This window comes from Agarivorans gilvus (assembly GCF_001420915.1).
GTDB lineage: Bacteria > Pseudomonadota > Gammaproteobacteria > Enterobacterales > Celerinatantimonadaceae > Agarivorans > Agarivorans gilvus.
Genome location: NZ_CP013021.1, coordinates 195,441 through 222,153 on the forward strand (window position 1 = coordinate 195,441; position 26,713 = coordinate 222,153).

Genomic DNA, 26,713 nt, shown 5'->3' on the forward strand with positions numbered 1-26,713 from the left:
AACTAGGGCATTCACCTTAGTCAATTTTAGATAGCAATATGAATACCAGTGTGCTTGAAAAGAGAAGGGCGAGGTGGGGCGCGTAGCGATAATGGGTTGCGCAGCTTCCGCTATAGACGTTAGGCTGAGTAGCAGCCGTATATCGGCTCGGAATCAGAGCATAATATTATAAAGAGTTAGTAATGAATAAAGCGCTCATTAGTGCCTATTTAACCATTCTCATGTGGGCTTCTTTGGCGACACTGATGTTGAGTGTTAGCCATTTACCATCACTGTTGTTAGTGGGCTTGGTCTTGCTGGTGGCCTCATTACCAGGCCTTGGTTATTGGCGGCAGTGGCGGTTTCCAATAAAAGTTTGGGTCAGTGCGGTGGTGGGTATGTTTGGTTACCACTATTTGTTGTTTGATGCTTTTACTCGGGCACCGGCAATGAGTGTCAATATGATCCAGTATTTATGGCCCTTATTTATCGTATTAGGTGCTCCGTTATTTGGTTCAGCACGGCTTAATTTCGGGCATATTGTGGGCGCCGCGCTTGGCTTTGCCGGCGTGTTACTCACTATGACGCAAGGTGAGTTGGCGTTTGGTTTTTCCGAGCAGGCCGCTTTGGGGTATGCGCAAGCTTTTGTTGCCGCTTTACTCTGGGCTTTTTACACTTTGTCTAACCGTCGCTACCAGCAAATGCCTTTGTCGGCGGTGGCTGGCTTTTGCCTAGTTTCCGGAGCGTTAGCTTTAGTGGCCTATTTTGTTAGCGCTACTGAAAGCGTGGTCCAGTGGCAGTATGCTGACATGGGTTCTATTTTGCTGTTGGGTTTAGGGCCAATGGGCTTGAGTTTTTATACTTGGGATTACGCCATTCGCCACGGCGACCCGCGACAAATTGGCGCGCTAACGTATTTAACACCCTTACTATCGGTTGCGATGCTGGCCTTGGTATATAGTGATGTAGAGTTAAAGCTAGTGCACTTACTGTCGTTGATACTGGTGATTGGTGGGGCGTCGTTAGGGCAAGTGGTGGAGCGTCGCCGTTTAAAACCAAAGATATTGGCCAATTCATGAATTGTAATTAGCTATTTGTGCTGCGCTAAAAGTAAAAGCCAACTGCAAGGGCAGTTGGCTTTTTATCATTATGTTTTGTTTAAGCTTTAGCAGCTAAAGCGGTATCTGATTTTTTCACTAAGGCGTAGCCAAAACCAGTGATGGCGGTACCAGCAGCAATCGCTACAAGGTATAACAGTACTGGTGAAATCGCGTTAGGAATGAATAGTACGAACAGGCCACCGTGAGGAGCCAGTAATTTAGCACCAAATAACATCGATAGGGCACCCGTTACGGCTCCACCTAGCATACAGCTTGGGATCACGCGCATTGGATCTTTAGCGGCAAAAGGAATGGCCCCTTCAGAGATAAAGCATAGGCCAAGTACAAACGAGGCTTTACCTGCTTCACGTTCGCTTTCAATAAACTTGTTGCGAGCTAAGAACGTTGCCAGGCCCATGCCTAGAGCGGGCACCATACCGGCAGCCATTACCGCAGCCATAGGTGCATAAGTTTGAGTGCTCAATAAGCCAACACCGAAGGTGTAAGCCGCTTTGTTTACCGGCCCACCAAGGTCGAAACACATCATGCAGCCCAAGATAATGCCCAGTAATACTGCATTGGCAGAGCCCATGTTGTTAAGGAATTCGGTGAGTCCAGTCATGGCCGCTGAAACAGGGCTTCCTACCACATAAATCATGATCAAGCCTACCGCTAGTGTTCCGAGGAAGGGCACGATCAAAATGGGTTTTAGGGCTTCCATGGAAGCGGGAAGTTTAATGTTATCCAATAACCATTTGGCCAAATAACCGGCGATAAAACCAGCAAGAATACCACCTAAGAAGCCGGCGCCAGTTGAGCTGGCTAGCATACCACCAACGAGACCAGGCGCTAAACCAGGGCGGTCAGCGATTGAGTAAGCGATGTAACCGGCCAGTACCGGGATCATGAGTGCAAAGGCCGAACCACCACCAATGGTCATTAGCGCTGCGGCTAAAGTACCTTCTTCTTTAAAGGCTTCAATACCAAAGATGAAAGACAGCGCGATACATAAACCACCTGCCACAACAATCGGTAGCATGTGTGATACACCTGTCATTAAGTGTTTGTAAGCACCGGTTTTTTCAGCTTTTTCCGTGCTAGGAGCAGAGCTGCTTTCGCTGCCTTGATAAACCGTAGCTTGGCTCAGTGCCGCAGCGTAGCAATCTTTGGTTTTCTTCAAGGCAAAACCGGTAGAGGTTTTATACAGCTTTTTACCTTTGAAGCGAGCTAAGTCGACTTCGATATCGGCAGCAATAATCACTAAGTCTGCTTCGGCGATTTCGGCCTCGCTTAATTGATTTTTCGCACCCACCGAACCGCGAGTTTCAATTTTAACTTGGTAACCTAGCGCTTTACCGCCTTCTTCTAAGGCTTCTGCAGCCATAAAGGTGTGAGCAACACCAGTTGGGCAGGCGGTAATGCCTACGACCTTCAATGCTGCTTCGCTGCTTGGGGCTGCTGCGGCAGTATATTCTGGGGCTGTAAATGTTGCGGCTTTTAACTGCGCTTCATTTAGAAAGCCTTTAGGGTTGGCGATAACTTCGCTAGGCAGACCAAGGTATACTGGTTTTCCGTTAAATCGACCAAGATCTAGTTGAGCGTGACAATCAGGCTCTGCAACCACAACCACAAAGTCGGCTTTATCGATATCAGCTTGACTGACGGGGCTCATATCTTTAATTGATGAGTGGCATTCAATGCTGCTAGTCCAAGCCAATTCTTTGCTAGCTTGTTCCAGCAGGCCAGCTGTAATTATGCTGTTAGCCACACCGCTTGGGCAGGCCGTTACCATTACCGTATTCATAAACATATCCTTGGTCTAATTAATGTTGTGTTATTGTGGTTTGCTGCAATACCCGCTCGAGTTCTTCGGCAGCTGGTAAGCCCACATTGGCTTGCGCAACGGCTAATGCTGACATGGCTGTTGCAAAGTTAAGTTGCTCGGTGGCATTAAATTGTTGGAGTAGACCCCAACAAAAACTGGCGACGAAGGTATCACCGGCGCCAACGGTGCTCACTACCTTCATTTTGGGTGGTTGAGCTTGTAACCATTGTTGCTGGTGTAACCATAATGAACCTTGTTCTCCGCGAGACAGAACAATGTGCTGTATATCTTGTTTAGCTAAGTCTTCGCAGGCTTGCTTAATCGCCTCTACACTGCTGAATTGTTGTTGGAACAATTCTTCTAGCTCATCTTGATTAGGCTTAATCATGCTGGGTTGAGCTTTTATGGCGGCAGCTAAAGCGGCGCCGGAGGTATCTACTAACACAGTGCAACCTTGAGCCTTAGCTAAGCGGATCCAGTCGGCTAATTGTTCGGGACTGACTCCCTTGGCTAAGCTACCGGCGAATACCACATAGCTATGGTGCTGGCAAAGTTCGAGCAATTTTTGTTCAAAACTGGCGATGTCCGCGGCATCTACGCTAAAACCAGGAAAATTTAAATCGCTCACTTCACCGTTAGCTTCAACAATTTTTACATTGGTGCGGGTGGTACCTGCAACTCGAATAAACTCATCATTAATGCCTTGGCTTTCAAATAGGTGCTCAAAAGCAGACGCATTTTCTAGGCCTAAAAAGCCGCTTACCGTTACCTTTGCACCAAGCTCTGCGAGTACTTTGGCTACGTTAACGCCTTTACCGGCAGGGTGAAGGTTGGCTTCAGTGATGCTGTTTACCTTGCCAATCTTTAGTTGTTCCAGTTGCCCAGTTAAGTCTAGAGCCGGATTTAAAGTTATGCTCAATACAGATGTGTTGTGGCTCATTTTAGCTTTCTCCTAAGCCAGCGGCGATAGCTGCGCCTAAAGCTTGTAGAGCTTGAGGAGCATCTTCACCTTCTGCAACAAATTGCAATTTGTCTTTGTACTTCACGCCTAGGGTCATTACCTTCATTAAACTCTTAGCATTGACAGTAGTGGGAGTCTCACTGTCTAGGTTGGTCACTTTGATGTTGGCTTTAAATTTTTTGGCCTCAGCCACCAATAAAGCACCGGGGCGAGCATGTAAACCGTGGGGGTTAACAATTTCAAATACCGCGGCATTGTCATCATCTTCTGCTACTACTACGGCTTCTTTTTGGCTAAAGCACGCGACTAACTCTTGTGGAGAAAATTGCGACAATTTAGTGAGCTGATCTTGATAAAGCTGTTGGCTAAGTACTTCTAAAATACCGCTATAGCAAGGGTTGGCTGCGCTCACCATCACTAATGACTTAACGGTTTTATCTTCGTATTCAAAAGCCTCGGCAACTTTAACTACGCACAAACCACTGCGCTGGGCACCCTCGGCTACACAGTTTAGCCATACGCCATTCGCTAGGTAAGTTGGCTCTTTTTCTAAAGCTGCGCTAAGGCCCTGCTTATTAATTAAATTTTTGTTTTGCAAAGTACCTGCAGCAACTGCGTTGAGTTGTAGCATGCTGTTCACTGGGAAGTTTTCTAGTACTAATGAACTGTCGAAATCGATTTCTAGTTGGGTGTGACCATTGATGAGGTTGGTGATAGTTGCGGCATCTTTAGCCTCTTTTATTAGCTCTTCTGCGCCATCCATTGAAAGCACCTTGGTGAGTTGCTTAAGGATCTGCAAGTGCTCAGATGATTTAGCGGCAATGCCAATTGCTAGATAAACGGTATTGCCATCGCCCCAGTTTACACCTTGAGGGTAGTGGTGAACCGCTACACCTGTTTGTTTTACTTGGTCACGGGTTTCGGTGGTGCCATGAGGAATCGCGATACCGCTTCCTAAGTAAGTAGAGTTGGTCGCTTCTCTAGCTAACATACCATTAACATAGCTGTTAGAAATTAGCCCTTTTTGTTCTAAAGATGAGGCTAACAGCTTAATCGCGGCTTGTTTGTCTTCAGCTGTTTGGTCAAGCGAAATGTCTTTGGGTTCTAGCGTTAACATGAGAAGCGCTCCTTTAAATTGCACTTTGTTTGCTGAATTTGCTTGGCTGAACCGATTCAGCATTTGGTTTATAAAAAAAGTTTGAATGCCAAAAATGAAGCAACCCAAACTATTAATGACATACTGAATCGATTCAGCTAGTATTGCAATTATTCTTCACTAATTTGTAAACAAAAAGTGACTTTGATCACGAGAGATCGTTTTAAAGCATGTTTTAACAGGACGACATTATGAAGCTGGACGAAATTGCCTTACTGGCTGGTGTCTCTAAAACGACGGCAAGTTACGTTATTAATGGTAAAGCCGAAAAGTATCGAATTAGCCAAAAAACCCAGCAACGGGTGCTGGCGGTCGTTCAGCAACATGATTACCAACCTAATCATGCTGCTAGCGCCTTGCGAGGAGGGGCTAGTAAAACCTTCGGTCTAGTGGTTCCCGATATTGAGAACAGCAGTTATGCAAAACTGGCCAAGTTGTTGGAGCGGGATGCTCGCAAGCAAGGCTATCATTTAATCATTTGTAGCAGTGATGATGATGCAGAAAACGAGCAGGCCGTTGTAAGTAGCCTGATTAGCCGGCGGATTGATGTGCTGATTGTAGCCAGTTGCTTAAGCGCCTCGGATGAATACTATTTAGAGGTGCAAAATAAGGGCATTCCGGTAGTGGCGGTAGACCGATTGTTTAATGCTGAGCATTTTGCCAGTGTTATTAGTGATGATCTCGAGGGGGCATTTCAGCTCACTCAGTCCTTGATTGATTTAGGATGCAAACGAATCGCGCTAGTCGCTGCCGCCCAAGACTTAGTGGTGTCAAAAGAGCGGGAACAAGGCTTCCATCAAGCGATAGCTGCCGCTGCCGAGCCGATTGAAACCGAAGTGGAATACGGTGAACGGTTTAGTCGGGAAGAATCCGCAGCGATTGTACGAAATTGGGTTAAACAACAATGCCTGCCAGAGGCGATTGTGGCAACGTCTTACACCTTGTTTGAAGGTATTATGGACGTGTTGGTGGAGCAACCTGAGTTAGCCAGTCGTGTGAAATTAGCCACCTTTGGTGATCACGCTCTATTGAACATGCTGACCATTAAGGTTCAATCATTACCGCAGCAGCTAGAATTAGTGGCGGATGCCACCTTGAAGTTAGCTTTTGCGGCGGCCAACGGTAAAGCACCGAAGGGGGCGCGTAGCATCCCTCGTAAACTCCTTACCCGTTAAGTCGTCTAACGCTGCTTTTATTGCAAGGCATTGCCGCACTTGGTGAGCGGCAATGCCTAGTGTTTTAGAAGCCAGAGCCCATACTAATGTAAAAGGCTTTGTCATCCTTACTGGCGGCCAAATCTACCCCCATATGAATGCCGTAGCGGCGAGCAAGTTGATAGCGGAAACCTACACCATAAGCATCAACGGTTTGGCTCGAGTCTTTTAAAGACTCTTGCTGCCGATAACCTAGACCATAGAAGCCAGAAACTGTCCAGCGCGGTGTAATAAAGTAATTTACTTGAGTTTGTGCTGCCGCGATTTGGTCACCTTGGTAACGGAATGAGGGGACACCTCGTAGCTCAATGAAAGGCCGAGCCGTGGGCGGCAGGCTATACTCGTTAGTGCTGAAATCTTGGTAGTTGCCAGCAAATGCAATGGTCCACTGTTCGGTAATGGGAACGAATATTTGTCCATCCAATCGCAGAATTTGGTAGTTGTAGTCACCACCTAAGGCTTTGTTATAAACCATGTATTCTGCGCTGGCTTGGTAGCCGTTTTTAGGGAAAAATAAATTGTCTCTGGTGTCGTATTCAGCCTGTAAGCCCAAACCCGAGTTATTCATGGTTTCGCCTATCGTAGAGCGTAATATAGCGTCAACAATTGGGTTATCAGAAGACAATGAGGTATGCGACCAAATTTGCTTTAGTCCCAAGAATAGGGGCGTTTTGGCAATCCGAAACTGTACGTGTTGAAATATTGCTCCCCCTTCGGTTTCGGTGCCAAAGCTAATTGTTCGGTCACTGGGCAGTAGGCCGCCTAAATCACTGTAAATATCGATGTTAAAACGACCGCCGCCAGCACCACCAATGTAACGAATAGAGTCTTTTAACCAAGAATGGCGGTGGCCAGCAAAGGCTAGCCAAGTGCCGTTTTGGGTAGCGGCTACACCTGCCGCGGTGACACCAGCAGGCATTAGTTGTGCGCCGCCATCAAATGATGCTAGCGCTTTTTGTTTACGGGCTTCTTTTTCTTCTGCAGATTCATGTAAAAATACTCCTACTATGCCGCCACCATAGCCTACGGCGGGCTCGGTGATAATCATCGGCACGGGTAAGAAGCCATAGGCATTTTCAGCTAGGTAGCTACCAATGTCGAACTGCTTGTCGATGGGGTCTAAAAAAGAAATGGCATGGCAGGGAAGAGTCAAGATACTCAAAAAAGCAATACCCATCCTTGGTGTAAAACGGTTGTCCATAGTCATTACTCTAAATACTAAATTATGGAAATAGTAGCGCGTCCCACAGGCTAATGCTCGTTTGGCCTGCGAATAATTAACGGTTTTTATTTTTGAGCCTGAAACTCGTCAAATGGTTTATCGACGGTTGCCTAGGCGAGAATCATCGTAAGTTTGGGATGATAAGGAATACTACTTAAGCTCTAATTGACTTACTACATAATATGCCGATTCTGCTATAGTGGCTGTTGGCTTATTTAAGTTTTACATTTGTATTAATGTTATACATTTGATTTCGGCCTCATTTATTTCCTTGATGCAATCAATTTGATCCTTGCGCCTTTTCACCACTTTATTGGCTTTTTTGAGAAGGGGGAGTCGAAAACCCCTCTATTTTGTCATACTTATAGAGTTAATTATTTGTCCGTGGCTGTCGCAGATTAGCGACAGTTTTTTCTTCTTTAAATTCTAGGTGTACGGAAAAAAGTACAGCAAATTCAAAATGCTATAGGCCTTTTCCTAGCAGAGAAATTTAAATCTGGTAACGTGTCTGCTTCATGCTTATGCAGAATTAAATAAGTACATATTAGTGTTATAAGTGCTTCCCAACATAGGAAAGTATTAAGGAACCCTATGGCTAACGAATTTGCAATGATAGAAGGTGCTTCGCGTAGCTTACATCTCCAAGTCGCAAGAGAAATTGCGAAACGAATTTTATCTGGTGCATTACCACAAAATAGTATTATTCCTTCAGAGATGGAATTATGTGAGCAATTTGGAGTAAGTAGAACTGCGCTGCGCGAGGCGATTAAACACCTCAGTTCTAAAGGCTTATTAGAATCACGGCCGAAAATCGGAACCCGCGTTAAAAGCCGTGAACATTGGAATATGTTGGATTCGCAGTTACTCAGCTGGATGGCGGGTTTGGGCGATGTGAATAAAACATTAAATGAGTTTTTGGCCTTGCGCCGAGCCATTGAACCCGAAGCGGCGGCTTTGGCAGCGAAATACGCCAGCGCTGAACAGCGGATGAAATTGTCAGAATTCTACCAGCAGATGCTATCTCTAATGAATAGTGATGCGCCAAGCGAGTGGTTTGCTGCCGATTTACAGTTTCATCGCTTGATTTATTTGGCGACGGGAAACAATTTTTATATTCCTTTTGCCAATGTATTACAGGTGATGTACCAAGGTTTTGCTGGTCACTTTTCTCAAGATGATGACGAGTCGATGAAGCTACATACGGCTATATATCAGGCTATTATGGCGGGTGATGAGGCCAAAGCGCGGCAAAGTTGCTTGGCTTTACTCAAATTAACAACGCAGCGTATTCCTGAACTTGAATTAGCCTAAGCTCTATATCTGTATCGCTAACTCTGCTGCAGTACAGGGAGGTATAGAGAAGAGTGAGTTGATTCAATAATGGTATGTAGCAGCCGTATTTAGTTTTTTTCTGTTGTAAAGGTGGCCTTTGCCGCGAGGATCCTCGTGATGGTGGTAAGGCCGCACAGCGCAGCAAAAATCAAGGCGATAAGCTGGAAATTCTCAGGAAACAAGCAGAATAATATGAAACAGCCAATGGTTTCAGTGCCCTCGGTGAGTCCACCCAAGTAATACAAGGATTTATGCGGATAAATGGTACTTTCAATCTGGCGCTTAGCCGCCATAATGGCAAAACTTAAAAAACTGGAACCGGTGCCCATGAAGCTGAAAATGAGGATGCTAGCGGCGAGGGCGTTTTCGGCCGGATCCGCCAGCGCAAAGCCTACCACTACGGCTGAATAAAAAATGAAGTCACAGACGATATCCAAATAACCACCAAAATCACTGCAACCTTGCCTTCTGGCCAAGGCACCATCTAAACCATCAAACAAACGATTTAATAAAATAAATACTAAGGCTAGTTGATATTGTTGCAAGGCCAATAAGGGAACGGCAGTTAAACCTAGTAAAAAACCACTGAGGGTAATTTGGTTTGCGCTTAAACCTAATTTGTCGAGCAGCGTGGCGCTAAGGGCTAAAGGGGCCTTAATTATTTTAATCGCATAAGGGTCTAACATGCTGTTCCTATCATGCTTGGTTGAATAATAATGGTCTAGCGAAAATCGCGAGAGCGTATCGATAAATCGGCCAGTAAGTGCGAACAGTCTTCTAATCTGCCAGCGATAATATGGATCACTTCATCACTTCGTTCTAGCCGACCATAAACCTTTAACAGCCGAGAAGAAACAAGCACTTGCCGCTGTGCTTTGGCACTTGCCGACCAGACTACCACATTGCTATTGCCGGTTTCATCTTCTAAGGTGACGAAGGTTACATCGGCAGCAGAGCCGGGGCGTTGTCGCCCTACCACCAAACCCGCCACCTTAACCAATTGACCGTGTTGGCAGTCAGTTAATTGCGCCCGAGTGTAACAATTTTTCAATGCCTGATGAGAGCGCAATAACGCTAAGGGGTGACGGCGTAAACTGACTTGAGTGCTGAGGTAATCTTGTTGAATATCGGCAAATTCGCTGGGAGGACTAAGGTGGACGAAGGCTTCTTCAGGCATAGCAAAGAGAGGTAGCGGCGCTTCACTGCCGCTCATTTGCCAGCGGCTTTGGTGGCGGTGTCCGGCTAAACTGGCAAAAGCATCGGCGCTGGCTAAGAGTTCTAAACTGGTTTTATCTAATGAAGAGGTAATTTCAAACAGTTGGTTAAATCCTTGTTGGGGACGTTTGGCCAGTAAGGTGCTCAAACGTTGCCGATGTAATCCCTTCACCTGTTTTAGGCCGAGTCGAATCGCTCCTTTGGCATCTTGGCTATAGTCTAAGCTATGTTCCCAGTGGCTATGGTTAATGTCTATGGGGAGGATTTTAACCCCATGCGCTTGAGCGTCTTGCAATAGTTGGCTAGGGCTATAGAACCCCATTGGCTGACTGTTCAATAAGGCGCAGCAAAAGGCTGCTGGTTCATGGCATTTTAACCAAGCCGAAATATAAACCAGTAAAGCAAAACTGGCAGAGTGCGACTCGGGAAAACCGTATTCACCAAAGCCTTGGATTTGTGAGAACAAGCGTTCGGCAAAGTCTTTAGAATAGCCGCGCTGGCACATGCCATTGATTAGTTTCTCGCGAAAATAAACCAGCTTACCGTTACGTTTCCAGCTGGCCATGGCGCGCCGAAGCTGGTCTGCCTCTCCACCACTAAAGTCGGCGGCTACCATGGCAATTTTAATCACCTGCTCTTGAAAAATAGGCACGCCTAGGGTGCGAGCTAGTACCTCTTGTACTTCCGCGCTGGGATAGTCGATGGTTTCTTCGCCGTTACGGCGGCGTAAATAGGGATGAACCATATCGCCTTGGATCGGTCCCGGCCGAACAATGGCTACCTCGATGACTAAGTCGTAATAGTTGCGCGGCTTTAAGCGCGGTAGCATGCTCATTTGAGCGCGTGATTCGACTTGAAACACGCCCACACTATCGCCCCGGCAGAGCATGTCGTAAGTGCGGCTATCGTCTTGTGGAATGTCACTTAAACTGAATGACCGTTGCTCTCGTTGACTTAAGCTATCTAGGCAACGGCGCACTGCACTGAGCATTCCTAAGGCAAGCACATCCACTTTCATTAGATGCAGGGCTTCGAGATCGTCTTTATCCCATTGAATAATCGTGCGCTCCGCCATGGCGGCATTTTCTATGGGCACCAGATCGCAGAGTTGCTCCTGAGCAATGACAAAGCCGCCAACGTGCTGCGATAAATGTCGAGGAAAACCTCTTAGTTGTTCTACTAGCTGGGCAAAGTTATGCGCGTGGTGCTCTGGCAATAAGCCTGCTTGTAGAATTTTAGTGGTGGTTGAGCTTGTTTTATCTCGCCAATCTATATGTTGGTTTAACTGATAAAGAATCGGCTCGGGAATGGCCAGAGCTTTACCGATTTCGTTAATTGCACTGCGGGTGCGATAGGTGACAATAGTGGCTGCCAGGGCGGCCCGTTCACGACCGTATTTCTGGTAAATATATTGGATTACCTCTTCTCGGCGTTGGTGCTCAAAGTCCACGTCGATGTCGGGCGGCTCGTTACGCTCTTTAGAAATAAAACGCTCAAATAGCAGCTCGACTTGGCTGGGATTCACTTCGGTAATATAGAGGCAATAGCAAACGATGGAATTCGCCGCCGAGCCTCGCCCCTGACATAAAATGTTTTTTCGCCGAGCAAATGCCACGATGTCATAAATGGTTAAAAAGTAGTGTTCGTAGTTAAGTTGGTTAATCAGGCTTAATTCGTGCTCTATTTGCTGACGTAACTTGCTACTGAGTGATGAAGGAAAACGCTGTTCGGCTCCTCGTTCAACCAGTAGGCGTAAATACTGTGGCGCGGTATAAGCGGCCGGGACATTATCTTGCGGATACTGATAACTAATTTGTTTAAGGCTGAATTGACACTGTGCGGCCAATAGGCAGCTGCGCTGTAGCTCTTCATGTAAATAACGCTGCTGTAGTTGAGGCCATGGCAGTAGCCGACGTTCGGCATTACTGCTGAGTTTAAACCCGGCTTGTTGAACGTTGCTGTGCTGGCGAATGGCATCTAATACGTCAGCCAATTTTTTTCGTTGAGCTAAATGCATTCGGGGATTGAGCGTTGCTACACAGTCAATCTCAAAATCCTTCGCTAACTGGCGATAGGCCTGCATAACTTCAGTTGGCTGTGTCAGATCGTTATGTAGCAATAAATACAGTGGACTGAGCTGTTGGCTAAGTTGCGCCAAATGTTCGGGGCGCAGGCTTGCATTGGCCTTCACCAAAACAAGGCATTGATCTAAATTTTGCTTAAATTGGTTTAAGCTCAGTTGGTAACGGCCTTTAGAGCTGTGTCTTCTCGCTTCGGTTATCAGTCGGCATAGCTGTTGATAGCCGCTGAGGTTTTTGGCCAGCACCACCACTTGGCATTGTTCTTCGGTAGTAAATTGGCTGCCAATAATCAGTTTAATGGCGAGTGCTTCGGCGGCTTGGTGAGCCCGTACCACACCACTGAGTGAGCACTCATCGGTGATGGCAATGGCCTGATAGCCATAGCGCTGGGCCTGTTGTACTAATTCTTCTGGGTGAGACGCACCATATAAAAAACTAAAGTTGCTTTGAGCGTTAAGCTCGGCAAAGCCGATGTTACTCATTAGCTAAACCAACCATGCAGAAACCACTGTTGATTTTCTTGGCATACCCACGCCAGCCCCTGATCAGGGCTTTGCGCCATATAATAATCGCGATTGATACTATGGCCGTCCCACCATCCGCTGGCAATGCGTTCGGCTTGAGAGAGCAGGGTATAGCGTCGAATATCAATCGGCTTTAGTTGTGGAAGTAACCAGCAGGGGCGAGCAAACGGCAAGGGGTAATCTTGTGGAGTGTGCTGAGCCAGTGAGCTATAGCGGCTCGCATATTCGGGGCGATAATCGGCGTGGCAATTGAGTCGGTGCACCACATCTTCACCTAAGCGGGTATGCAGTTGATCAAACAGTAGTTGATCGCCTTTGCTCGGCGGTGCTTTAAACAGGCTATTGACGTCCTGCCCTAAGGGATAAAGCGCATGACAGTGTAGGCTAAATTCTTGTACCGCAGCAGGGAGCTTTACAGCCTCTAGTTTTAAAGCCAGTAGAGCTAGCCAGTCTTGGCTGGTTTGTAATAAACGGGCACTTTTAATCGGCAAACTTTGTTGAGGCTTGCCTCGAAAGGCAAAGTCCAGCCGCAGTAAGTTGCTAGATAGCTGGCGTTGGCGCAACCAGTGCTGAAAATCTTGGCAAGCTTGCTTTAGTGCAAACATCAGACCTTGCACACTGTGGGTATCGGCCTGTAGAGGAAAGCGCCGAGAATAAACATGTGCGGCTTTAATAAAGTCTAGAGGCGTAGCCTGCTGGCCGAGAGCTTGGTCTAGTAAAGATAAACAGTGTTCACCTAAGCGTTTACGCAGCTCTGGGCGAGGTAAAGCGCATAGTTGTTTTATGGTGTATAAGCCCATGGCCTGTAGGCTGGCCACTTGCTGGCTGGGTAAATCACTTAAACTGAGATTTAACTCCGCCAGCGGAGTGCTGACTGAGTCGGCTGGATTGAGCTGTGGTGCACGAGCGAGCCAACGTGCCGCTAATGGTGTATTGGCGTAGGCGAAGCGCATACTTAGCTGCTGCTGTTGATAATGTTGAGTGAGTTGCTCTAGATGGAGCGAGGGTTTGGGGTAAATGCCGTCCATTCCTGCGCCACTAATGAATAAGCCAAAATCAGGATGGCTTGCCACTTGTGGTGAATAGGTGAGGGCCTGTTGTGCTAGTTGTGCAAAGTAATGGCTGCATTGGGACTGCTGTTGCTGAAAAACTTGCAGCTGGGGTGCGAGTTGATAGGCGGTGTTAAGTGAACAGCCTAGGTAGATCCCGAGCTGCTTGGCAGCTAGATTGGCCTGAGTTATTTGCTTGTTGTGGTGAATTGCTAAGGCTTCTTGGCTACCTCGCTCGCGCATCAACAAGTCTAGCGCGAGCTGAGGAAACTCAAAATAAATCCAATACATGATGACTCATAATGTTAATTTAGTCGCGTTAGCTCTTGGTTGTACAGTGGCGCGGCTCCGCGACGTTTTAGTAGGTGATAGTTAATTTGCTGGCTACGCTGGCTGACATTAACGGCTAGGCGAACGCTGGCACTAGAGCTTTGTTGCTGTTGCTGTTGTGGCCTGAACAAATAGCTGTGGCAATTACCTTGCTCAGCGGCCAGTTGTAAACGGCGACTGGCTGTCAAATCTAAATGATCTAACCAGCCTAAAACTGCGCTACAAGAGCCACTCTTTAGGGCTTGCTCAATGGTCCAAAGAATATCTTGGCACTGTTTGGCTCGCACAATGATGAGCTTACTGATATCTACTCCATGTTGCTGTAAGGCAGGAGCATTCGGCATGAAGGGAGGCGCAACCCAAATAATCCACCGTTCCTGTTGGCTTAGCTTTGCCAAAGCGGGAAGCAATAGTTGTAGTTCTCCTACACCATGCTTTTCATACAGTACTTCAGTGAGTCCACTGTGGGGCCAGCCGTGATGGGGTAATTGTTGGTCTAGTTGCTTATAGCCACTTGACTGAACATCAATATTCGCTTGTTGCCATTGGCTGCCTTGCCATACTTTGTTGCTTTGTAGCAGTTGTTCAATAGGTTGTGCCATTGTTTGCTCCATGCTCAATTAACTATCTTTGTACTGTTTGTTTATACAGTGTATGGATATACAGTAGTTATTTTTTGTACATTTGGCAAATGTTTTTTGCTGATTTAGGGCTAATTTTGAGTGAGCTGGTAATTTTTCGTAAATACTTGCAAAATAACATTGAGGCCTGAAAAGGTTTTCAAGGAAACGTGCAGCTAAATAAGGGATTACAATGATTACTCTTGGTGAATACATAATAGAAAAACAACACCAGTTTCCCAATGCTACAGGGGAGCTTACTCAGCTATTAGGTGCAATACGCTTGGCTGCGAAAGTGGTGAATCGTGAGATCAACAAGGCTGGACTGGTTGATATTATTGGTGCAACGGGCGTAGAGAACGTACAAGGAGAAGTGCAACAAAAGCTGGATTTGTACGCGAATGAAAAATTTAAAGCCGCTTTAGAAGCCCGGGGAGAGGTGTGCGGTGTTGCTTCAGAGGAAGAGGACGAATTTGTCAGTTTTGACAGTGCCCGCTCCGATAGCAAATATGTGGTTTTGATGGATCCCCTCGATGGTTCGTCAAATATTGATGTGAACGTGTCTGTTGGTACCATTTTTTCTATTTATCGGCGGGTCAGCCCCTGCGGCACTCCGGTAGTATTAGAAGACTTTCTCCAACCCGGCCATTGTCAGGTGGCGGCAGGCTATGTGATATATGGTTCGTCAACCATGTTGGTGTATACCACCGGACACGGGGTTCATGGTTTCACCTGTGACCCTTCTTTGGGGGTGTTTTACTTGTCCCATGAAAATATGCGCATTCCGAGTGATGGGGTGATCTATTCAATTAACGAAGGTAACTATCTTAAATTTCCCACCGGGGTGAAGAAATATTTGAAGTACTGCCAGGAGATCGATCCTGCGAGTAAGCGTCCTTATACCTCTCGTTATATTGGCTCCTTAGTGTCGGATTTCCATCGAAATTTATTGAAGGGGGGATTTACATTTATCCTTCTACCGCTTCGGCGCCCAAAGGTAAGTTGCGTTTATTATATGAATGTAATCCTATGGCTTTTTTAATTGAGCAGGCTGGGGGCAAGGCCAGTGATGGTTTCAATCGAATTATGGATATTGTACCCACTGAGTTACACCAGCGAGTGCCGTTCTTTTGTGGTAGCCAAAACATGGTGGAAACAGTGGAAGCGATGATGCGAGAGTATTCAGCCGATGAGTAGCCGCGAGAGCACTTGAGTTGCTAGTGAGAATTGCGCCCCTTTAAAGGGGCGCAAGTGTGTAGGGCTTAGAAGTGCCATTTTACTAGTAAGGATGCGACACGTTCATCAATGTCGGTACCGTATTTGTTATTCCAGTGCGCGTATTCTACACCGAGGTAAAGTGGCGAGCTGGTGTCAAAGTTCTTACCGAGGTTCCATTTGATTTGTGGAGTAAAGTTCATTTCAGATTTGTTGGTATCACTGGCTGACGACCAGTCAAGGAAGCCATCAATTAAGAAATCTTGACTGCCAATGCTGAACGGCGCGCCCCAAGTAACAGTAAGCTGGTCATCATCGTCGGCTACGTCGTTGTTTGCATGGTAGAAGTTAAGATTGAAGTATTGGAAACCAGGGACATCTAGACCAAAACCGATACCGTAAAGATAGTTAGTAAAGCCGTCACCCATTTCCATGGTGGTGGCAATTAATACATCTTTAAGGGGACCAACAGAAAGGTCTTTACCCGCTAGTTTGCCAAAGCTTAAACGCGGAGAAAGCTCGCCGTAAAAACCTGCATCACCTTTACTAGGCATAGTGCGGTCTACGAAGAAGAAGTTGTCGCCCCAGCTATGCCCACTGGCATGCTCAACGGTAAGCACTTGCATGTCACCGTTTGGCGTGAATTCATATTCTGTACCGTAAAGATAACTTAAGCTGAAAGTGCTCCAGTTCATTTCTGCGCTGGCTTGGCCAGCAAAACATAGGCCTGATAAGGCCAGCGTTGCCACTGCAATTTTTTGTTTCATGGGTATTCCCTTACTTTTATTTGTTTTTAAATCTGACCATGCGGTCAGTTAGCTAACATAGGCAATTTTTTAGCCAAAATTTATAAATTAGCTATATTGATTTATGTGTGTTTATTTTATTCTTTAATATCAAAGGTTTATTTTATTATTTAGAGTGTGGGGAAATCTTTAGACTTGATTACTTAGTCAGCTTAATTGCACTAAGTTAGGGTGTTAGTTAGTGTTTTGCCCTATTTTTAGGCTTAGTGTGGTGAACAAAGCGGGGCTTAGTTTTTACAGAGAATGTTGATTAATTGTTGCTAATTTACAAACATTTAATTTATCGCTTGCTTATTTGGTGATTTTTTAGCTATTTTTGTAGTTATATTACCAATTGTTGGTTAAGCTTTAGTGGTCTAACCAGTTGGAGTTTGATATGAGTCAGCAATTTTCTGCCAGTGTTCTTTTATTTCGCCGTACTGCACTATTTTTAGTGGGCTTGGTGGCCTTTCCTTGGGTGGCTATAGCTGGCCTTAGAGCGCCATTCTATAGTGCTTTACATCGTCAGTGGATTAAACGCAATAACCGTCCTAGTTGGATGCAGCAATCTGAAAGCGCTAAACAATTTATTTTGTTTTAACTTGCTTTGGCTGTGGGGCTTGTGTCCTAGCGCATGGGCTACTTACAATATGCGAAATACTTGTGAGTAAGCCTTATGAAAAATACCCGATTAGAAAACATATTAAATCAACATTTAGAGAGCGTTAAGTTTAAAGATTACTGCCCAAATGGCCTGCAGGTAGAAGGGCGTTCCGAAGTTAAGCGTATTGTGACAGGTGTTACCGCTTGCCAAGCCTTAATTGATGAGGCCATTGCCTTAAAAGCGGATGCCATTTTAGTGCATCATGGCTTTTTCTGGAAAAATGAAGCGCCAGTGGTCACTGGTATGAAGCGCCGTCGCTTGCAAGCTTTGTTGAACCACGACATTAACCTTTATGCTTACCACCTACCTTTAGATGTGCATCCAGTGCTTGGTAATAATGCTCAGTTGGCTAAACGTTTGGGGATTCAACTTAAACGCGGTTTAGAAGCTTGGGATCCGCGCAGTGTGGCCATGGTGGGACGTTTAGCCGAACCAATGAGTGGCGCCGCATTTGCTGAACGTATTGAGCAAGTACTACAACGCCAGCCCTTACATATTTGCAATCAGCAAATGATTCAAAAAGTAGGGATCTGCACCGGTGGAGGGCAATCTTATTTAGGTTTGGCAGCAGAGCAGGGCCTAGATGCCTTTATTAGCGGTGAAATATCTGAAAACACCGTGCATACCGCCAGAGAAATGGGAATTGATTATTTCGCCGCCGGACACCACGCTACTGAGCGTTACGGTGTGAAAGCCTTGGGTGAGTGGTTAAGCCAAGAGTACGATTTAGAGACTCATTTCATCGACATCGATAATCCGGTTTAATTTTAAAAAAAAGATATTGCGAATGATAATAGTTCGCAATATAATCTCGGTAGTTTTCATTGTGGGGTAAAATGATGTTTGTATGTATCTGCCACGGCATTACCGATAAGCAAATTAAACAGGCGGTGCATCAGGGCTGCGAAACTCTGGCTGATTTGAAGAAACAGCATGGGGTAGCTTCTGAATGTGGGAAATGTGCCAAAATGGCCAAAGCCATCATTAATAAAGAATTGGCTCTTACCGCTAGTTATTATCAAGTGGCTTAGACAGGCTCTTCATCATCGCGATGCACCAATAAGTCGAAGCCCTTATCTCGCCAATCGCTAATCAAATCAAGTTGCCCACCTAATATAGCTAAGCCGACTTGTTGTCGCTGGCAAGCATCTTTAAGCTGCTGCCAAAATAATTGATTATCACTGTTTTGGTTAAGCAATACCCACATATCCAGAGTAATCACTAAAACATCCAGTAAGTCGAGCACCTGATAAGCATTGTTTAACTGTGCCATTAACTCCGGCTGCCAAGCCAGTTTTACTTTTTGCTGTTTAACTCTTATTAGCGTAGATAGCTCTCTAGTGGGAAGGTCAGGACTAAATACCAATAACAATTTATGCCGGTATGAGGCCGTAACCCGCTCATCGATATGCTCGATTAAGCCTTCTACATCGTGATGGCGCCAATATACGGCGTAGTGCTGTTTAGCTTGTTTTACACTATAGGTGGAGTTTGCTGGCCAATCCCAAATACCCACTAAGCGGTTATCCTCGGTGGAGTTGATTAGATATTGATAGTGCTGACTATTCAGTGCGAGTTGATTTAATCGGTGGCGGTAACGGCGAAAAAATTGTCGGCTTAAGAACAATAGTTGTGCTTGAAATTCCGCTTCAGTCGTTGAGGCGAGTAGGTTTAAGCCGTAGTGTTTCGCAAACAATAAGATGCTGTTTTTAAGTCTCGAGTGTGCTGAAAATAGAAATATCACTCCCGGTCGATGAATCGCCATGGTCAGTGCTTCTAGCGTTTCAACCAGCTGAGGGTCATCATCGTCAATCTCAAATATAATCAATTGCGCAGCACTAAGAGAGCGAGTGGAAGATGGATGCCAGGGGTGACTGTGCTTGAAGTTTAGCTGCTGTAACACCGCTGCAATGTTCTTATTGGGCTTAGGGCTATATCGGTAAACTGTTTTGCTATTCGTCCAATCTTGATACTGCTGTTTGATGGTGTCACACCAGAAATTGAATTGTTCAAGTAGCTCATTTGGGCTGGCACAGTAGGCAAAATCCGGCAAATCAAAGGCCATGTTGGGCAGTTTCCCAACTAAGAATACTGAGATTTGTGATTGTTCTTCTAACACATCAGCCAATAGCCCCAGTTGTTCAGAGCTTAACTGGTGGCTGTTAATAATCAGCGCATCAAACTCGTTACTGTGCTGCAGCTGGAGTTGCAATTCGTCGAAATCTTTTATGTAAATATGCTCGATGGAGTGACGAATTGCTTGGCTAGGGTATTGAAACCACAATACCCTTAATAGTTTTGATGAGGCAGGGGCAGCGTTTGGCGCCAATAATAGTGCCAACTCTTCATCGTTTAGAGAGAATGCCCCTGAGTCCATTAGGAGTATTTTACCTGTACTTTTTCAGCAATCTGCTTGGCGTTATGAATAGCTTGCTGAATGCTGTCACTGCGGTTAAGTGCCACTCCTAAGCGGCGCTGGCCATCAATTTCAGGTTTACCAAATAGACGTAGTTGGCTGTTAGCATGATCTAGGGCTTCCGCCAAACCATCAAAACCTAAGTTAGAGGATGTCCCATTGCCCATAATCACTGCCGAGGCACTGGCGCCAAACTGGTGAATTTGTTTAATGGGCAGGCCTAAAATAGCCTTCGCATGCAGCGCGAACTCTGAAAGGTCTTGAGAAATCAGGGTAACCATGCCGGTATCATGCGGGCGAGGTGAAACTTCGCTAAAGTAAACCTCGTCGCCTTTAATAAACAGCTCTACACCAAACAAGCCGTAGCCACCCAGCTCTTTAACGATTTTGCGTGCAATGTCTTGCGAGCGTGCCAATGCCACTTCAGACATGGCTTGAGGCTGCCAAGACTCGCGGTAGTCCCCATCTTCTTGACGATGGCCAATCGGGTCACAGAAGTGTATGCCATCAACTGCGCTAACGGTTAACAGGGTGATTTCATAATCAAAATCGACAAAGCCTTCTACAATGATCCGTCCCGCACCGGTGCGACCACCTTGTTGCGAATAATCCCATGCTGCTTGTAGCTGTTCTACATTTTTTAAGGTGGATTGGCCTTTACCTGAAGAACTCATTACCGGTTTTAATACGCAAGGGAAGCCCACTTTTTCAACCGCTTGTTGGCATTCTTCAAGGGTGTCAGCAAATTGGTAAGCTGAGGTAGATAAACCTAGAGTTTCTGCGGCTAAGCGGCGAATACCTTCACGGTTCATAGTGAGTTGGGTAGCGCGAGCGGTGGGGGTTACCGCAAAACCTTGCTGTTCTAATTCAAGCAAGGTTTGAGTCGCAATCGCCTCAATCTCAGGCACGATGTGCTGTGGTTGCTCTTTTAAGACTAAGTCCTTTAAGGCCTCGCCATCAAGCATATCAATAACATAACTGCGGTGGGCAATGTGCATGGCCGGGGCGTTGGGGTAACGGTCAACCGCTATCACTTCTACCCCGTAACGTTGTAATTCAATGGCGACTTCTTTGCCAAGTTCACCGGCTCCAAGTAACAACACTTTAGTGGCAGAAGTGCTGAGCGCAGTTCCTAACATGTAAATACTCCTAGATTAAGGGTAGTCATAGTGGACCATGGTTTTATTAGAATGGTGTGCAAAATTTTCCAATTCTTGCTTAAAGCTGAATTGATTGTCTTTATGTTCCCATAATTCGAAGCGTTCAACTTTGTCCAAGCTTAAGTGGTTTAATTTTAACTGCGATAATAAAGTGAGAAGCGGTGAGATAGAAGGGTTAAATGCAACGTTTTCGATATAGCAGCTCCAAGCGAGGCGTTGCTCACCCTGATAAGCGAACATGGCGCTTTGTACTTGGGTATAAGGTGCATAGCTAGCCTTGGCAAAATCGACGGCTTGTTCGGCCTTGGTGATATTCAATTTGGCTAGCGGTGACTGTACGCCTAAATCATCAGGCCCAAAGGACTGTGGCAGCAGTTGGCTAAACTGGTAATTTTGCTGATTAAAGTGAACTTTTAGTTGGCTAGCCACGGCAAGCTCGTTAATGAATTGGCGACAATAACCGCAAGGGGCGGCATTAATCACTAAGTCGGTTAGGGCCGAGGCCTGATGGCTCAGTGCGTTAAAAATAGCGCTTTGTTCGGCGTGCAAACTACCACTTAAGGGCCCGTAGGCTAATTCATAGTTAGCACCTAAAAACAGTTGCCCTTGTTGGTCAATCGCGATGGCTCCCACATGAAAATTGGATTTTGGAGCAAAAGAAAAACTCGCGGCCAAAGGCAGCATCCGCTCGGCTAATTCTATTGGGCTACAATCTAAATGCTGGCAGAGCGCTTGGCTTTGTTGGGCATTTAGCCTATTGGGGATGGTGTCGCTACCAAGAAGCAAAGTGAGGGCTTCTAATAATGCAGGGTCTTGTTGGGCTGTTTGTGACATATCAATCGTTCCCTTTAATGTGTCAATCGTTGTGCCAATTGATGAATATTGGCTTACCACTTCGATTATAATCACCCTGCTAGGCCATTACCTGTGATATCTGGAAGTCTTAGTTATTTGTGGCCATCCCGTGTTTGATTCTAACTAAAGGTGTTGATAATAGTTATATGCTTGATTCTGTTTTGAAAATGGTTCGTCAGTGGCACCTATCACCCAGTCGAAATGAGTTGCTGTACACCCCTCAGTGGGATGGCAATGAGTGTGTGGTGAGAGTCGATAACTTATCTAGTCACAACATTCGCTTGGGGCAAGTGGATTTGTTGGCAGGTATGCTGCCTCAGCAGGCCAAATTTCATGCCGAAGGTTTTCAGATGTTAGCCCAAAGTTATGGTCAAGCAGAGCATATAAAGGCCATTGGCCGTTGCCCCGATGCTGGAGAATATCGCTTAAGCGATGATCACGACCATTTTACTGCCTATAATCAATTGCTGCTTGAAACGAATGGCCGTTACATCTTGTTGGGCTTTAGCTCCTGTTTGCGTTTTAGTGGCTATTTTAAAATTTATCCCGATGGTCGTTTAGTGATAGGTATCGATGCCGATACCTTGGTGCTGACTGGGCGCAGCTTCATTGAGAGTGAACATCTGTTTGTCAGCGAAGGTGCCGACCGGGAAGCGGTATTGGCCGAATTTGCTAGCGCTATTAACCGTCATCATCCACGGCTAACTTGGCCAACTAAGCCCAACGGTTGGTGCTCGTGGTATCACTACTATGCCGATATCAGCGCCGCCGATATTGCAGAAAATTTGCAGCAATTAGTGGGGCCTTATGAGTATTTAGAGCATCTGCTTATTGACGATGGTTACCAAGAGTTTATGGGCGATTGGTTGCATCCTTCCGAGCGCTTTCCGGGCGGAGTTGAGCATTTATGCAAGCAAATTAGAGAACAGGGTAAAGAACCCGCTATTTGGGTCGCGCCTTTTATTGCTCAGGCTGAGTCACGCTTATTCCAGCAACACCCTGAGTGGTTTGTTAAAGACCAAGATGGCCAGCCTTTGGCCGCTGAAAAAGTCACCTATGGAGGGTGGCGCTGTACCCCTTGGTATGTGTTAGATACCACTCAGCCTGAGGCCAACGCCTATTTATATAAAGTATTTCGCCATATGTATCAGCGGTGGGGAGTGCGTTATTTTAAACTTGATGCGATTTATTGGGGCACCTTGGCCAAGGGCTACCGAGCGCAGAGCGATAAAACGCGAATTGAAGCGTATCGTATGGGTATGCAAACCATTCATCAGGCCTGTGACGGTAAGGCATATATACTCGGTTGTAATGCCCCGATGTGGCCTTCCTTGGGTTTAGTACATGGTATGCGAGTAGCCGATGACGTTGAACGAAACATCGACCGTTTTAAGCAAATCGCTAAAGAGACCTTCTTCCGTAATTGGCAAGATCAGCGTTTATGGCAAAACGACCCTGATTGCGTGACGCTAAATAATCTCGCTCAGCAGCAAACTCATCAAGCGGCGTATAATTGGCATCGAGTGAGTTTGCTTGCCAGTAGTGGTCTGGTATTTTCTGGTGACCGTTTGCTCGAACTCAAGCCAGGCCAGCAACAGGTTTTGCAGAAACTGCAGCAGAATCAACCTGAGGCCGCACGTTTTGAGCGCAGTGATTTAGGCCATGCTAAGCAATATCAAAATGGTCAGTTGGTCCGCCAATACTGGTTTAACTGGGATGCGCAGCAAAGCCTGTCGTTGTTGGTGGATCTGGACTTAAGCCAGTGGCAAGTATTGTGGTGTGATGAGCAATTTGTTTGTCAGCCTAAAAACCTGCAAGTGCAGCTAAGATTGGCGGTAAATAGCGCGGTAGTATTTGAACTAAAAAGTGAGTTTTAAGATATACGGCGATTAAACGCTGGGCTTAGTATTTAAATTCTAAGCCTATTGAAAACTTACTGTCCCCGTAGCCTGGAATGTCATGACTAGACAAAATCGTTTTCATCGACATCTTATCATTGAGTGGAGCAACAAAACCTAGGCCAACGGCGATGTCTGATTTATTAGTTAAGTAAGATAACTGACGTTGCCCCAAATTATGGTATACCGAATTTTCGCTCAGCTGTTTATAAACCGAATATTTAGGGTCGTAAATGTGGCTGAATAGTTCAAGTCGAAAATCGTTAAATGGTGTTTGTATTACCGGTACGGCGACCATGTCGTAGAGTTGAGAATTAGAAAAGTAGCTGTTGGTTAAGGTGGGTGAGAAGTCGGTATCTTGATAGGCTTTTTCGAAAACATCACCCAGTAGGGCGAATTGCTCGGCGCTGAGGCGTAGTAAAGAAGAAGGTCTTAGCTGTTCGACACGGTCTTCTGCAACACAAGGTTGCATAACCACGGCGATTAACCCTAAAGCTAAATAAGCCGCGCGAATAAAAATACTCGCTGTTGTGTGTCGAATTTTCATGACCTAATTAACTTCCTAATTAAACGGTCGAAATTATAACTACATTAGCAAAATAAAATTATGATTTGGTCACGCTTTTAAAGATTTTCAATGTAGTTATAGACATTTTTCAACAAATTTACCTTATGGGTATCATTTTGATGCTGATTCATTAAGGCTTCTAGCTCAGGAAAAACCTGGGCTATTTGCTGGCTAAGGCTAGTTTGTCGATGCGCCTGCCATTGTTGTAACTCCGCTTCAGTTAAATATTCAGGGTAGTTACGGGCTTTGTAGGGCAGGATCAGTCGATTAAGTCGAGGATCCTCAAATTGAAACTGCTGTTTGCTGATAAGTGCCGGGTCACTAGCGCGTAACATCTCCATTTGTTGTTTGTCGGCGTGACCAATGAAGCCGCGGTAAAGCGCGCAAGCTGGGTCGTCATCTTGCTCAAATTCACGTTCAATGCTGAACACTTGTAGAAGTTTTTGGCTTAGTTCGGCTTTGTTCTGGACTAACAAGTTTAAGCTTTGGCGGCATTGTGCGCGATCTAAACCGAGCTGTTCTGCTCGCTCTGGGCTGAGGGTGCTGGCAGGCGCCAGAACTGGACATTTATTGGTATGAACTAATTTTACCGGCACCGGTTTTTCATCACTAGCCAGTTCGCTATGGGCAGTGTAAAGCCGTTGATGTATTTGTTCGGCGTTTAGTTCCAGTAGCACCTGAGCATCTTTGTTAAGGTCTACCACTACCATGGCGTTTTTATTTACCGGATGCCAGCACAGCGGCAGGATCCACGATGCGCAGCCTTGGGCAGCACCAAACATGCCGGAAATATGCACTAAGGGCTTGTTATTAAGCAGGTCAAATTGTTCGGCTACGGCTTTCTTATTACGCAAGTTAAGTAGGTAGTTAAACAGCTTAGGTTGTTTATCTTTAATTAGTTTGGCCAGTTCGATGGTGGCATACACATCGGATACCGCATCATGGGCATTGGCATGGCTGAGGCCATTGGCCGCACTGAGTAACTCCAAGCGAAAGCTGACTAGGCCATCGTCGTTGGTTGGCCATTCTATACCTTCTGGGCGCAGCGCGTAGCACGCTCTCACCATGTCAATTAAATCCCAGCGAGAATTGCCGTTTTTCCATTCCCGTTCATAAGGGTCGAGAAAATTTCTAAATAAGGTATAGCGGGTGACTTCATCATCAAAGCGAAGGCTATTGTAACCGACCCCACAGGTGCCCGGTTGACTAAACTCTTGGTTAATTCGAGCAATAAAGTCACTTTCTATTACGCCTTTTTGCATAGCCATTTGCGGAGTAATCCCTGTTACTAGGCAGGCCTGAGGGTGGGGCACATAGTCATTGGGAGGCTGACAAAATAGCTCGATTGGTTTGCCAATGGGGTTTAAATCCCAATCGGTTCTAATGGCAGCAAACTGGCAAGGGCGGTCTTTGGCCGGATGAACGCCAAAGGTCTCGTAGTCGTGAAATAAAAAAGTGTTGTCGTTCATTCGCCTGAATATTTAACTGAAATGATGATACAAGCTAACCATATCATAGTTTTATCTAGATACCGTGGCTTCTGTGCCTAAGCCTTGAGTTTGTCATGGTTTACAGCCTCCTTTGGATATTTTTCATTCGAAACAAACTATTCCACTACACTGAACGTTAAGCATAACTCACACCCATAAAAAAGGACGGTATATGAAAACTCTGTGTTTACTTAGTGGTATGGCGCTGTGCTTAAATGTGAATGCGGCCATAGTGAGCAAAACCGTTAGTCATACAATGGCTGATAAGCAGTTTGAATCCACCTTGGTGTACGATGATAGCCAGCAGCAGTTGCCAGCGGTATTAATGGTGCCCAACTGGATGGGACCGACTTCAGGTTCTTTAGATAAAGCGAAAAAAATCGCGGCCATGGGCTACGCAGTAATGATGGCCGATGTGTATGGCACCGATGTGCGCCCGGCTAACGCTGACGAGGCGGGTAAAGCTGCCGGAGTCCTAAGAAGTGATCGTGCCTTATTAAGGGGAAGAACCAAAGCGGCCTTAGCCGCGATGAAAGCGAATCTGCCGCCAAATGCCGACCCAAGTAAAGTTGCGGCAATTGGTTTTTGCTTTGGTGGTGGTGCGGTATTGGAATTGGCCCGCGGCGGTGAGCCTTTAGCCGCGGTGGTGTCTTTTCATGGCAATTTAGATACGCCAAATCCTGCCGATGCTAACAACATTCAGGCGCCTATTTTAGTGCTGCATGGTGCAATTGACCCTTACGTACCACCAGAGCAAGTGGCGGCCTTTGAAAAAGAAATGAACGAGGCGAAAGTAGACTGGCAACTGATTGCTTATGGCGGCGCGGTGCACTCGTTTACCAATCCACAGGCCAATACGGTAGGTAAGGCGGACTATCACCCTAAAGCAGCGGCGCGTTCATTTCGCGCTATGGATAGCTTGTTCAAAGAAGTGTTTAATTAATCCCGATTACCTAGGCGTGGGGGTAGACTTGTGCCTAGGTTTCGTTTTCCCTTCCTCGTTACTCGCCAAAGCAAATCGTGTGTTGCTGGCAGTTAGTTTATTAGCTTAAGT

The 26,713-nt window shown here is 46.0% G+C and carries 22 protein-coding genes and 1 pseudogene; 9 read left to right on the forward strand and 14 right to left on the reverse strand.

The genetic code is table 11. From position 1 onward, the window contains the following. The first annotated feature begins 182 nt into the window (after positions 1–182). Positions 183–1,058: a DMT family transporter gene (locus AR383_RS00985; protein WP_055731439.1), complete on the forward strand. Its 876-nt coding sequence runs from the start codon at positions 183–185 to the stop codon at positions 1,056–1,058. A gap of 79 nt (positions 1,059–1,137) precedes the next feature. Here the strand turns inward: AR383_RS00985 and fruA are convergent, their stop codons facing one another. From fruA to fruB, 3 genes are read right to left on the reverse strand one after another with little or no spacing between them, the layout of a single operon-like run. After that, positions 1,138–2,883, reverse strand: a complete 1,746-nt coding sequence (fruA, locus tag AR383_RS00990; RefSeq protein WP_055731440.1) for a PTS fructose transporter subunit IIBC — start codon at positions 2,881–2,883, stop codon at positions 1,138–1,140. Between the two features lie 19 nt (positions 2,884–2,902). Continuing rightward, a complete protein-coding gene (gene pfkB / locus AR383_RS00995; RefSeq protein ID WP_055731441.1) occupies positions 2,903–3,844 on the reverse strand; it encodes a 1-phosphofructokinase in 942 nt (313 codons plus the stop codon). Between the two features lies 1 nt (position 3,845). Then, on the reverse strand, positions 3,846–4,982 hold the full coding sequence (gene fruB / locus AR383_RS01000; RefSeq protein WP_055731442.1) for a fused PTS fructose transporter subunit IIA/HPr protein: 1,137 nt from the start codon (positions 4,980–4,982) through the stop codon (positions 3,846–3,848). Positions 4,983–5,212: 230 nt separating this feature from the next. On the opposite strand from fruB, the gene cra reads away from it, so the two are divergent. Further along, complete coding sequence (gene cra, locus AR383_RS01005; RefSeq protein WP_055731443.1) at positions 5,213–6,196, forward strand: catabolite repressor/activator; 984 nt, start codon at positions 5,213–5,215, stop codon at positions 6,194–6,196. Positions 6,197–6,260: 64 nt separating this feature from the next. Here the strand turns inward: cra and AR383_RS01010 are convergent, their stop codons facing one another. After that, positions 6,261–7,397 (reverse strand): BamA/TamA family outer membrane protein, encoded by a 1,137-nt coding sequence (locus tag AR383_RS01010; RefSeq protein ID WP_229711076.1) that lies wholly within the window; start codon positions 7,395–7,397, stop codon positions 6,261–6,263. Between the two features lie 651 nt (positions 7,398–8,048). Between AR383_RS01010 and AR383_RS22505 the strand changes: the two genes are divergently transcribed. Next, a complete protein-coding gene (locus AR383_RS22505; RefSeq protein WP_055731445.1) occupies positions 8,049–8,768 on the forward strand; it encodes a FadR/GntR family transcriptional regulator in 720 nt (239 codons plus the stop codon). 89 nt (positions 8,769–8,857) lie between these two features. Here the strand turns inward: AR383_RS22505 and AR383_RS01020 are convergent, their stop codons facing one another. The 4 genes from AR383_RS01020 to imuA are packed head-to-tail and all read right to left on the reverse strand — an operon-like array spanning position 8,858 to position 14,590. Continuing rightward, the gene (locus AR383_RS01020; RefSeq protein WP_055731446.1) at positions 8,858–9,475 is read right to left on the reverse strand and encodes a CDP-alcohol phosphatidyltransferase family protein; all 618 of its coding nucleotides are present in this window, start codon (positions 9,473–9,475) and stop codon (positions 8,858–8,860) included. 35 nt (positions 9,476–9,510) lie between these two features. After that, a complete protein-coding gene (locus AR383_RS01025) occupies positions 9,511–12,567 on the reverse strand; it encodes an error-prone DNA polymerase (protein WP_083481449.1) in 3,057 nt (1,018 codons plus the stop codon). Continuing rightward, complete coding sequence (locus AR383_RS01030) at positions 12,567–13,949, reverse strand: DNA polymerase Y subunit UmuC family protein (protein WP_055731447.1); 1,383 nt, start codon at positions 13,947–13,949, stop codon at positions 12,567–12,569. The genes AR383_RS01025 and AR383_RS01030 overlap by 1 nt, the downstream gene beginning before the upstream one ends. Positions 13,950–13,963: 14 nt before the next feature. Beyond that, entirely contained in the window at positions 13,964–14,590 is a 627-nt protein-coding gene (gene imuA / locus AR383_RS01035; RefSeq protein ID WP_055731448.1) for a translesion DNA synthesis-associated protein ImuA, read from the reverse strand. A 211-nt stretch (positions 14,591–14,801) separates the two neighbouring features. Here imuA and fbp point away from each other — a divergent pair. Next, a pseudogene (fbp, locus tag AR383_RS01040) lies at positions 14,802–15,805 on the forward strand (class 1 fructose-bisphosphatase). Positions 15,806–15,870: 65 nt separating this feature from the next. Here the strand turns inward: fbp and AR383_RS01045 are convergent. Continuing rightward, positions 15,871–16,590, reverse strand: coding sequence for a DUF5020 family protein (locus tag AR383_RS01045; RefSeq protein ID WP_055731449.1), 720 nt, complete (start codon positions 16,588–16,590; stop codon positions 15,871–15,873). Positions 16,591–17,005: 415 nt separating this feature from the next. Here AR383_RS01045 and AR383_RS01050 point away from each other — a divergent pair, with 415 nt between their 5' ends. The 3 genes from AR383_RS01050 to AR383_RS01060 all read left to right on the forward strand — a co-directional run bounded on the left by AR383_RS01050 (position 17,006) and on the right by AR383_RS01060 (position 18,303). Further along, complete coding sequence (locus AR383_RS01050; RefSeq protein ID WP_055731450.1) at positions 17,006–17,209, forward strand: DUF2517 family protein; 204 nt, start codon at positions 17,006–17,008, stop codon at positions 17,207–17,209. A gap of 75 nt (positions 17,210–17,284) precedes the next feature. Then, positions 17,285–18,037 (forward strand): Nif3-like dinuclear metal center hexameric protein, encoded by a 753-nt coding sequence (locus tag AR383_RS01055; protein ID WP_055731451.1) that lies wholly within the window; start codon positions 17,285–17,287, stop codon positions 18,035–18,037. 74 nt (positions 18,038–18,111) lie between these two features. Then, a complete protein-coding gene (locus AR383_RS01060; RefSeq protein WP_055731452.1) occupies positions 18,112–18,303 on the forward strand; it encodes a bacterioferritin-associated ferredoxin in 192 nt (63 codons plus the stop codon). Here the strand turns inward: AR383_RS01060 and AR383_RS01065 are convergent. From AR383_RS01065 to cdd, 3 genes are read right to left on the reverse strand one after another with little or no spacing between them, the layout of a single operon-like run. Then, positions 18,300–19,649, reverse strand: a complete 1,350-nt coding sequence (locus AR383_RS01065; protein WP_055731453.1) for a hypothetical protein — start codon at positions 19,647–19,649, stop codon at positions 18,300–18,302. The two genes, AR383_RS01060 and AR383_RS01065, sit on opposite strands and share 4 nt — an antisense overlap. Then, a complete protein-coding gene (gene purT, locus AR383_RS01070; RefSeq protein WP_055731454.1) occupies positions 19,649–20,827 on the reverse strand; it encodes a formate-dependent phosphoribosylglycinamide formyltransferase in 1,179 nt (392 codons plus the stop codon). The genes AR383_RS01065 and purT overlap by 1 nt, the downstream gene beginning before the upstream one ends. A 15-nt stretch (positions 20,828–20,842) precedes the next feature. Next, complete coding sequence (cdd, locus tag AR383_RS01075) at positions 20,843–21,682, reverse strand: cytidine deaminase (protein ID WP_055731455.1); 840 nt, start codon at positions 21,680–21,682, stop codon at positions 20,843–20,845. 167 nt (positions 21,683–21,849) lie between these two features. On the opposite strand from cdd, the gene AR383_RS01080 reads away from it, so the two are divergent. Continuing rightward, complete coding sequence (locus AR383_RS01080) at positions 21,850–23,580, forward strand: glycoside hydrolase family 36 protein (protein ID WP_055731456.1); 1,731 nt, start codon at positions 21,850–21,852, stop codon at positions 23,578–23,580. Positions 23,581–23,605: 25 nt separating this feature from the next. Here AR383_RS01080 and AR383_RS01085 read toward each other — a convergent pair whose 3' ends face one another. Further along, positions 23,606–24,148 (reverse strand): hypothetical protein, encoded by a 543-nt coding sequence (locus AR383_RS01085; protein WP_055731457.1) that lies wholly within the window; start codon positions 24,146–24,148, stop codon positions 23,606–23,608. Positions 24,149–24,225: 77 nt separating this feature from the next. Then, positions 24,226–25,638: an exodeoxyribonuclease I gene (sbcB, locus tag AR383_RS01090; protein WP_055731458.1), complete on the reverse strand. Its 1,413-nt coding sequence runs from the start codon at positions 25,636–25,638 to the stop codon at positions 24,226–24,228. A gap of 193 nt (positions 25,639–25,831) precedes the next feature. On the opposite strand from sbcB, the gene AR383_RS01095 reads away from it, so the two are divergent. After that, positions 25,832–26,602, forward strand: coding sequence for a dienelactone hydrolase family protein (locus AR383_RS01095; protein WP_055731459.1), 771 nt, complete (start codon positions 25,832–25,834; stop codon positions 26,600–26,602). Positions 26,603–26,713 lie beyond the last annotated feature (111 nt).

Coding starts and splice junctions, on each gene's coding strand:
- fruA (WP_055731440.1), bottom strand. CDS start 2,883: ATGAATACGGTAATGGTAACGGCCTGCCCAAGCGGTGTGGCTAACAGC.
- cdd (WP_055731455.1), bottom strand. CDS start 21,682: ATGTCACAAACAGCCCAACAAGACCCTGCATTATTAGAAGCCCTCACT.
- AR383_RS01095 (WP_055731459.1), top strand. CDS start 25,832: ATGAAAACTCTGTGTTTACTTAGTGGTATGGCGCTGTGCTTAAATGTG.
- AR383_RS01050 (WP_055731450.1), top strand. CDS start 17,006: ATGAGTCAGCAATTTTCTGCCAGTGTTCTTTTATTTCGCCGTACTGCA.
- imuA (WP_055731448.1), bottom strand. CDS start 14,590: ATGGCACAACCTATTGAACAACTGCTACAAAGCAACAAAGTATGGCAA.
- AR383_RS01045 (WP_055731449.1), bottom strand. CDS start 16,590: ATGAAACAAAAAATTGCAGTGGCAACGCTGGCCTTATCAGGCCTATGT.
- AR383_RS01055 (WP_055731451.1), top strand. CDS start 17,285: ATGAAAAATACCCGATTAGAAAACATATTAAATCAACATTTAGAGAGC.
- AR383_RS01065 (WP_055731453.1), bottom strand. CDS start 19,649: ATGGACTCAGGGGCATTCTCTCTAAACGATGAAGAGTTGGCACTATTA.
- sbcB (WP_055731458.1), bottom strand. CDS start 25,638: ATGAACGACAACACTTTTTTATTTCACGACTACGAGACCTTTGGCGTT.
- AR383_RS01060 (WP_055731452.1), top strand. CDS start 18,112: ATGTTTGTATGTATCTGCCACGGCATTACCGATAAGCAAATTAAACAG.
- AR383_RS01085 (WP_055731457.1), bottom strand. CDS start 24,148: ATGAAAATTCGACACACAACAGCGAGTATTTTTATTCGCGCGGCTTAT.
- AR383_RS01020 (WP_055731446.1), bottom strand. CDS start 9,475: ATGTTAGACCCTTATGCGATTAAAATAATTAAGGCCCCTTTAGCCCTT.
- pfkB (WP_055731441.1), bottom strand. CDS start 3,844: ATGAGCCACAACACATCTGTATTGAGCATAACTTTAAATCCGGCTCTA.
- AR383_RS00985 (WP_055731439.1), top strand. CDS start 183: ATGAATAAAGCGCTCATTAGTGCCTATTTAACCATTCTCATGTGGGCT.
- AR383_RS22505 (WP_055731445.1), top strand. CDS start 8,049: ATGGCTAACGAATTTGCAATGATAGAAGGTGCTTCGCGTAGCTTACAT.
- cra (WP_055731443.1), top strand. CDS start 5,213: ATGAAGCTGGACGAAATTGCCTTACTGGCTGGTGTCTCTAAAACGACG.
- purT (WP_055731454.1), bottom strand. CDS start 20,827: ATGTTAGGAACTGCGCTCAGCACTTCTGCCACTAAAGTGTTGTTACTT.
- AR383_RS01030 (WP_055731447.1), bottom strand. CDS start 13,949: ATGTATTGGATTTATTTTGAGTTTCCTCAGCTCGCGCTAGACTTGTTG.
- AR383_RS01080 (WP_055731456.1), top strand. CDS start 21,850: ATGCTTGATTCTGTTTTGAAAATGGTTCGTCAGTGGCACCTATCACCC.
- AR383_RS01025 (WP_083481449.1), bottom strand. CDS start 12,567: ATGAGTAACATCGGCTTTGCCGAGCTTAACGCTCAAAGCAACTTTAGT.
- fruB (WP_055731442.1), bottom strand. CDS start 4,982: ATGTTAACGCTAGAACCCAAAGACATTTCGCTTGACCAAACAGCTGAA.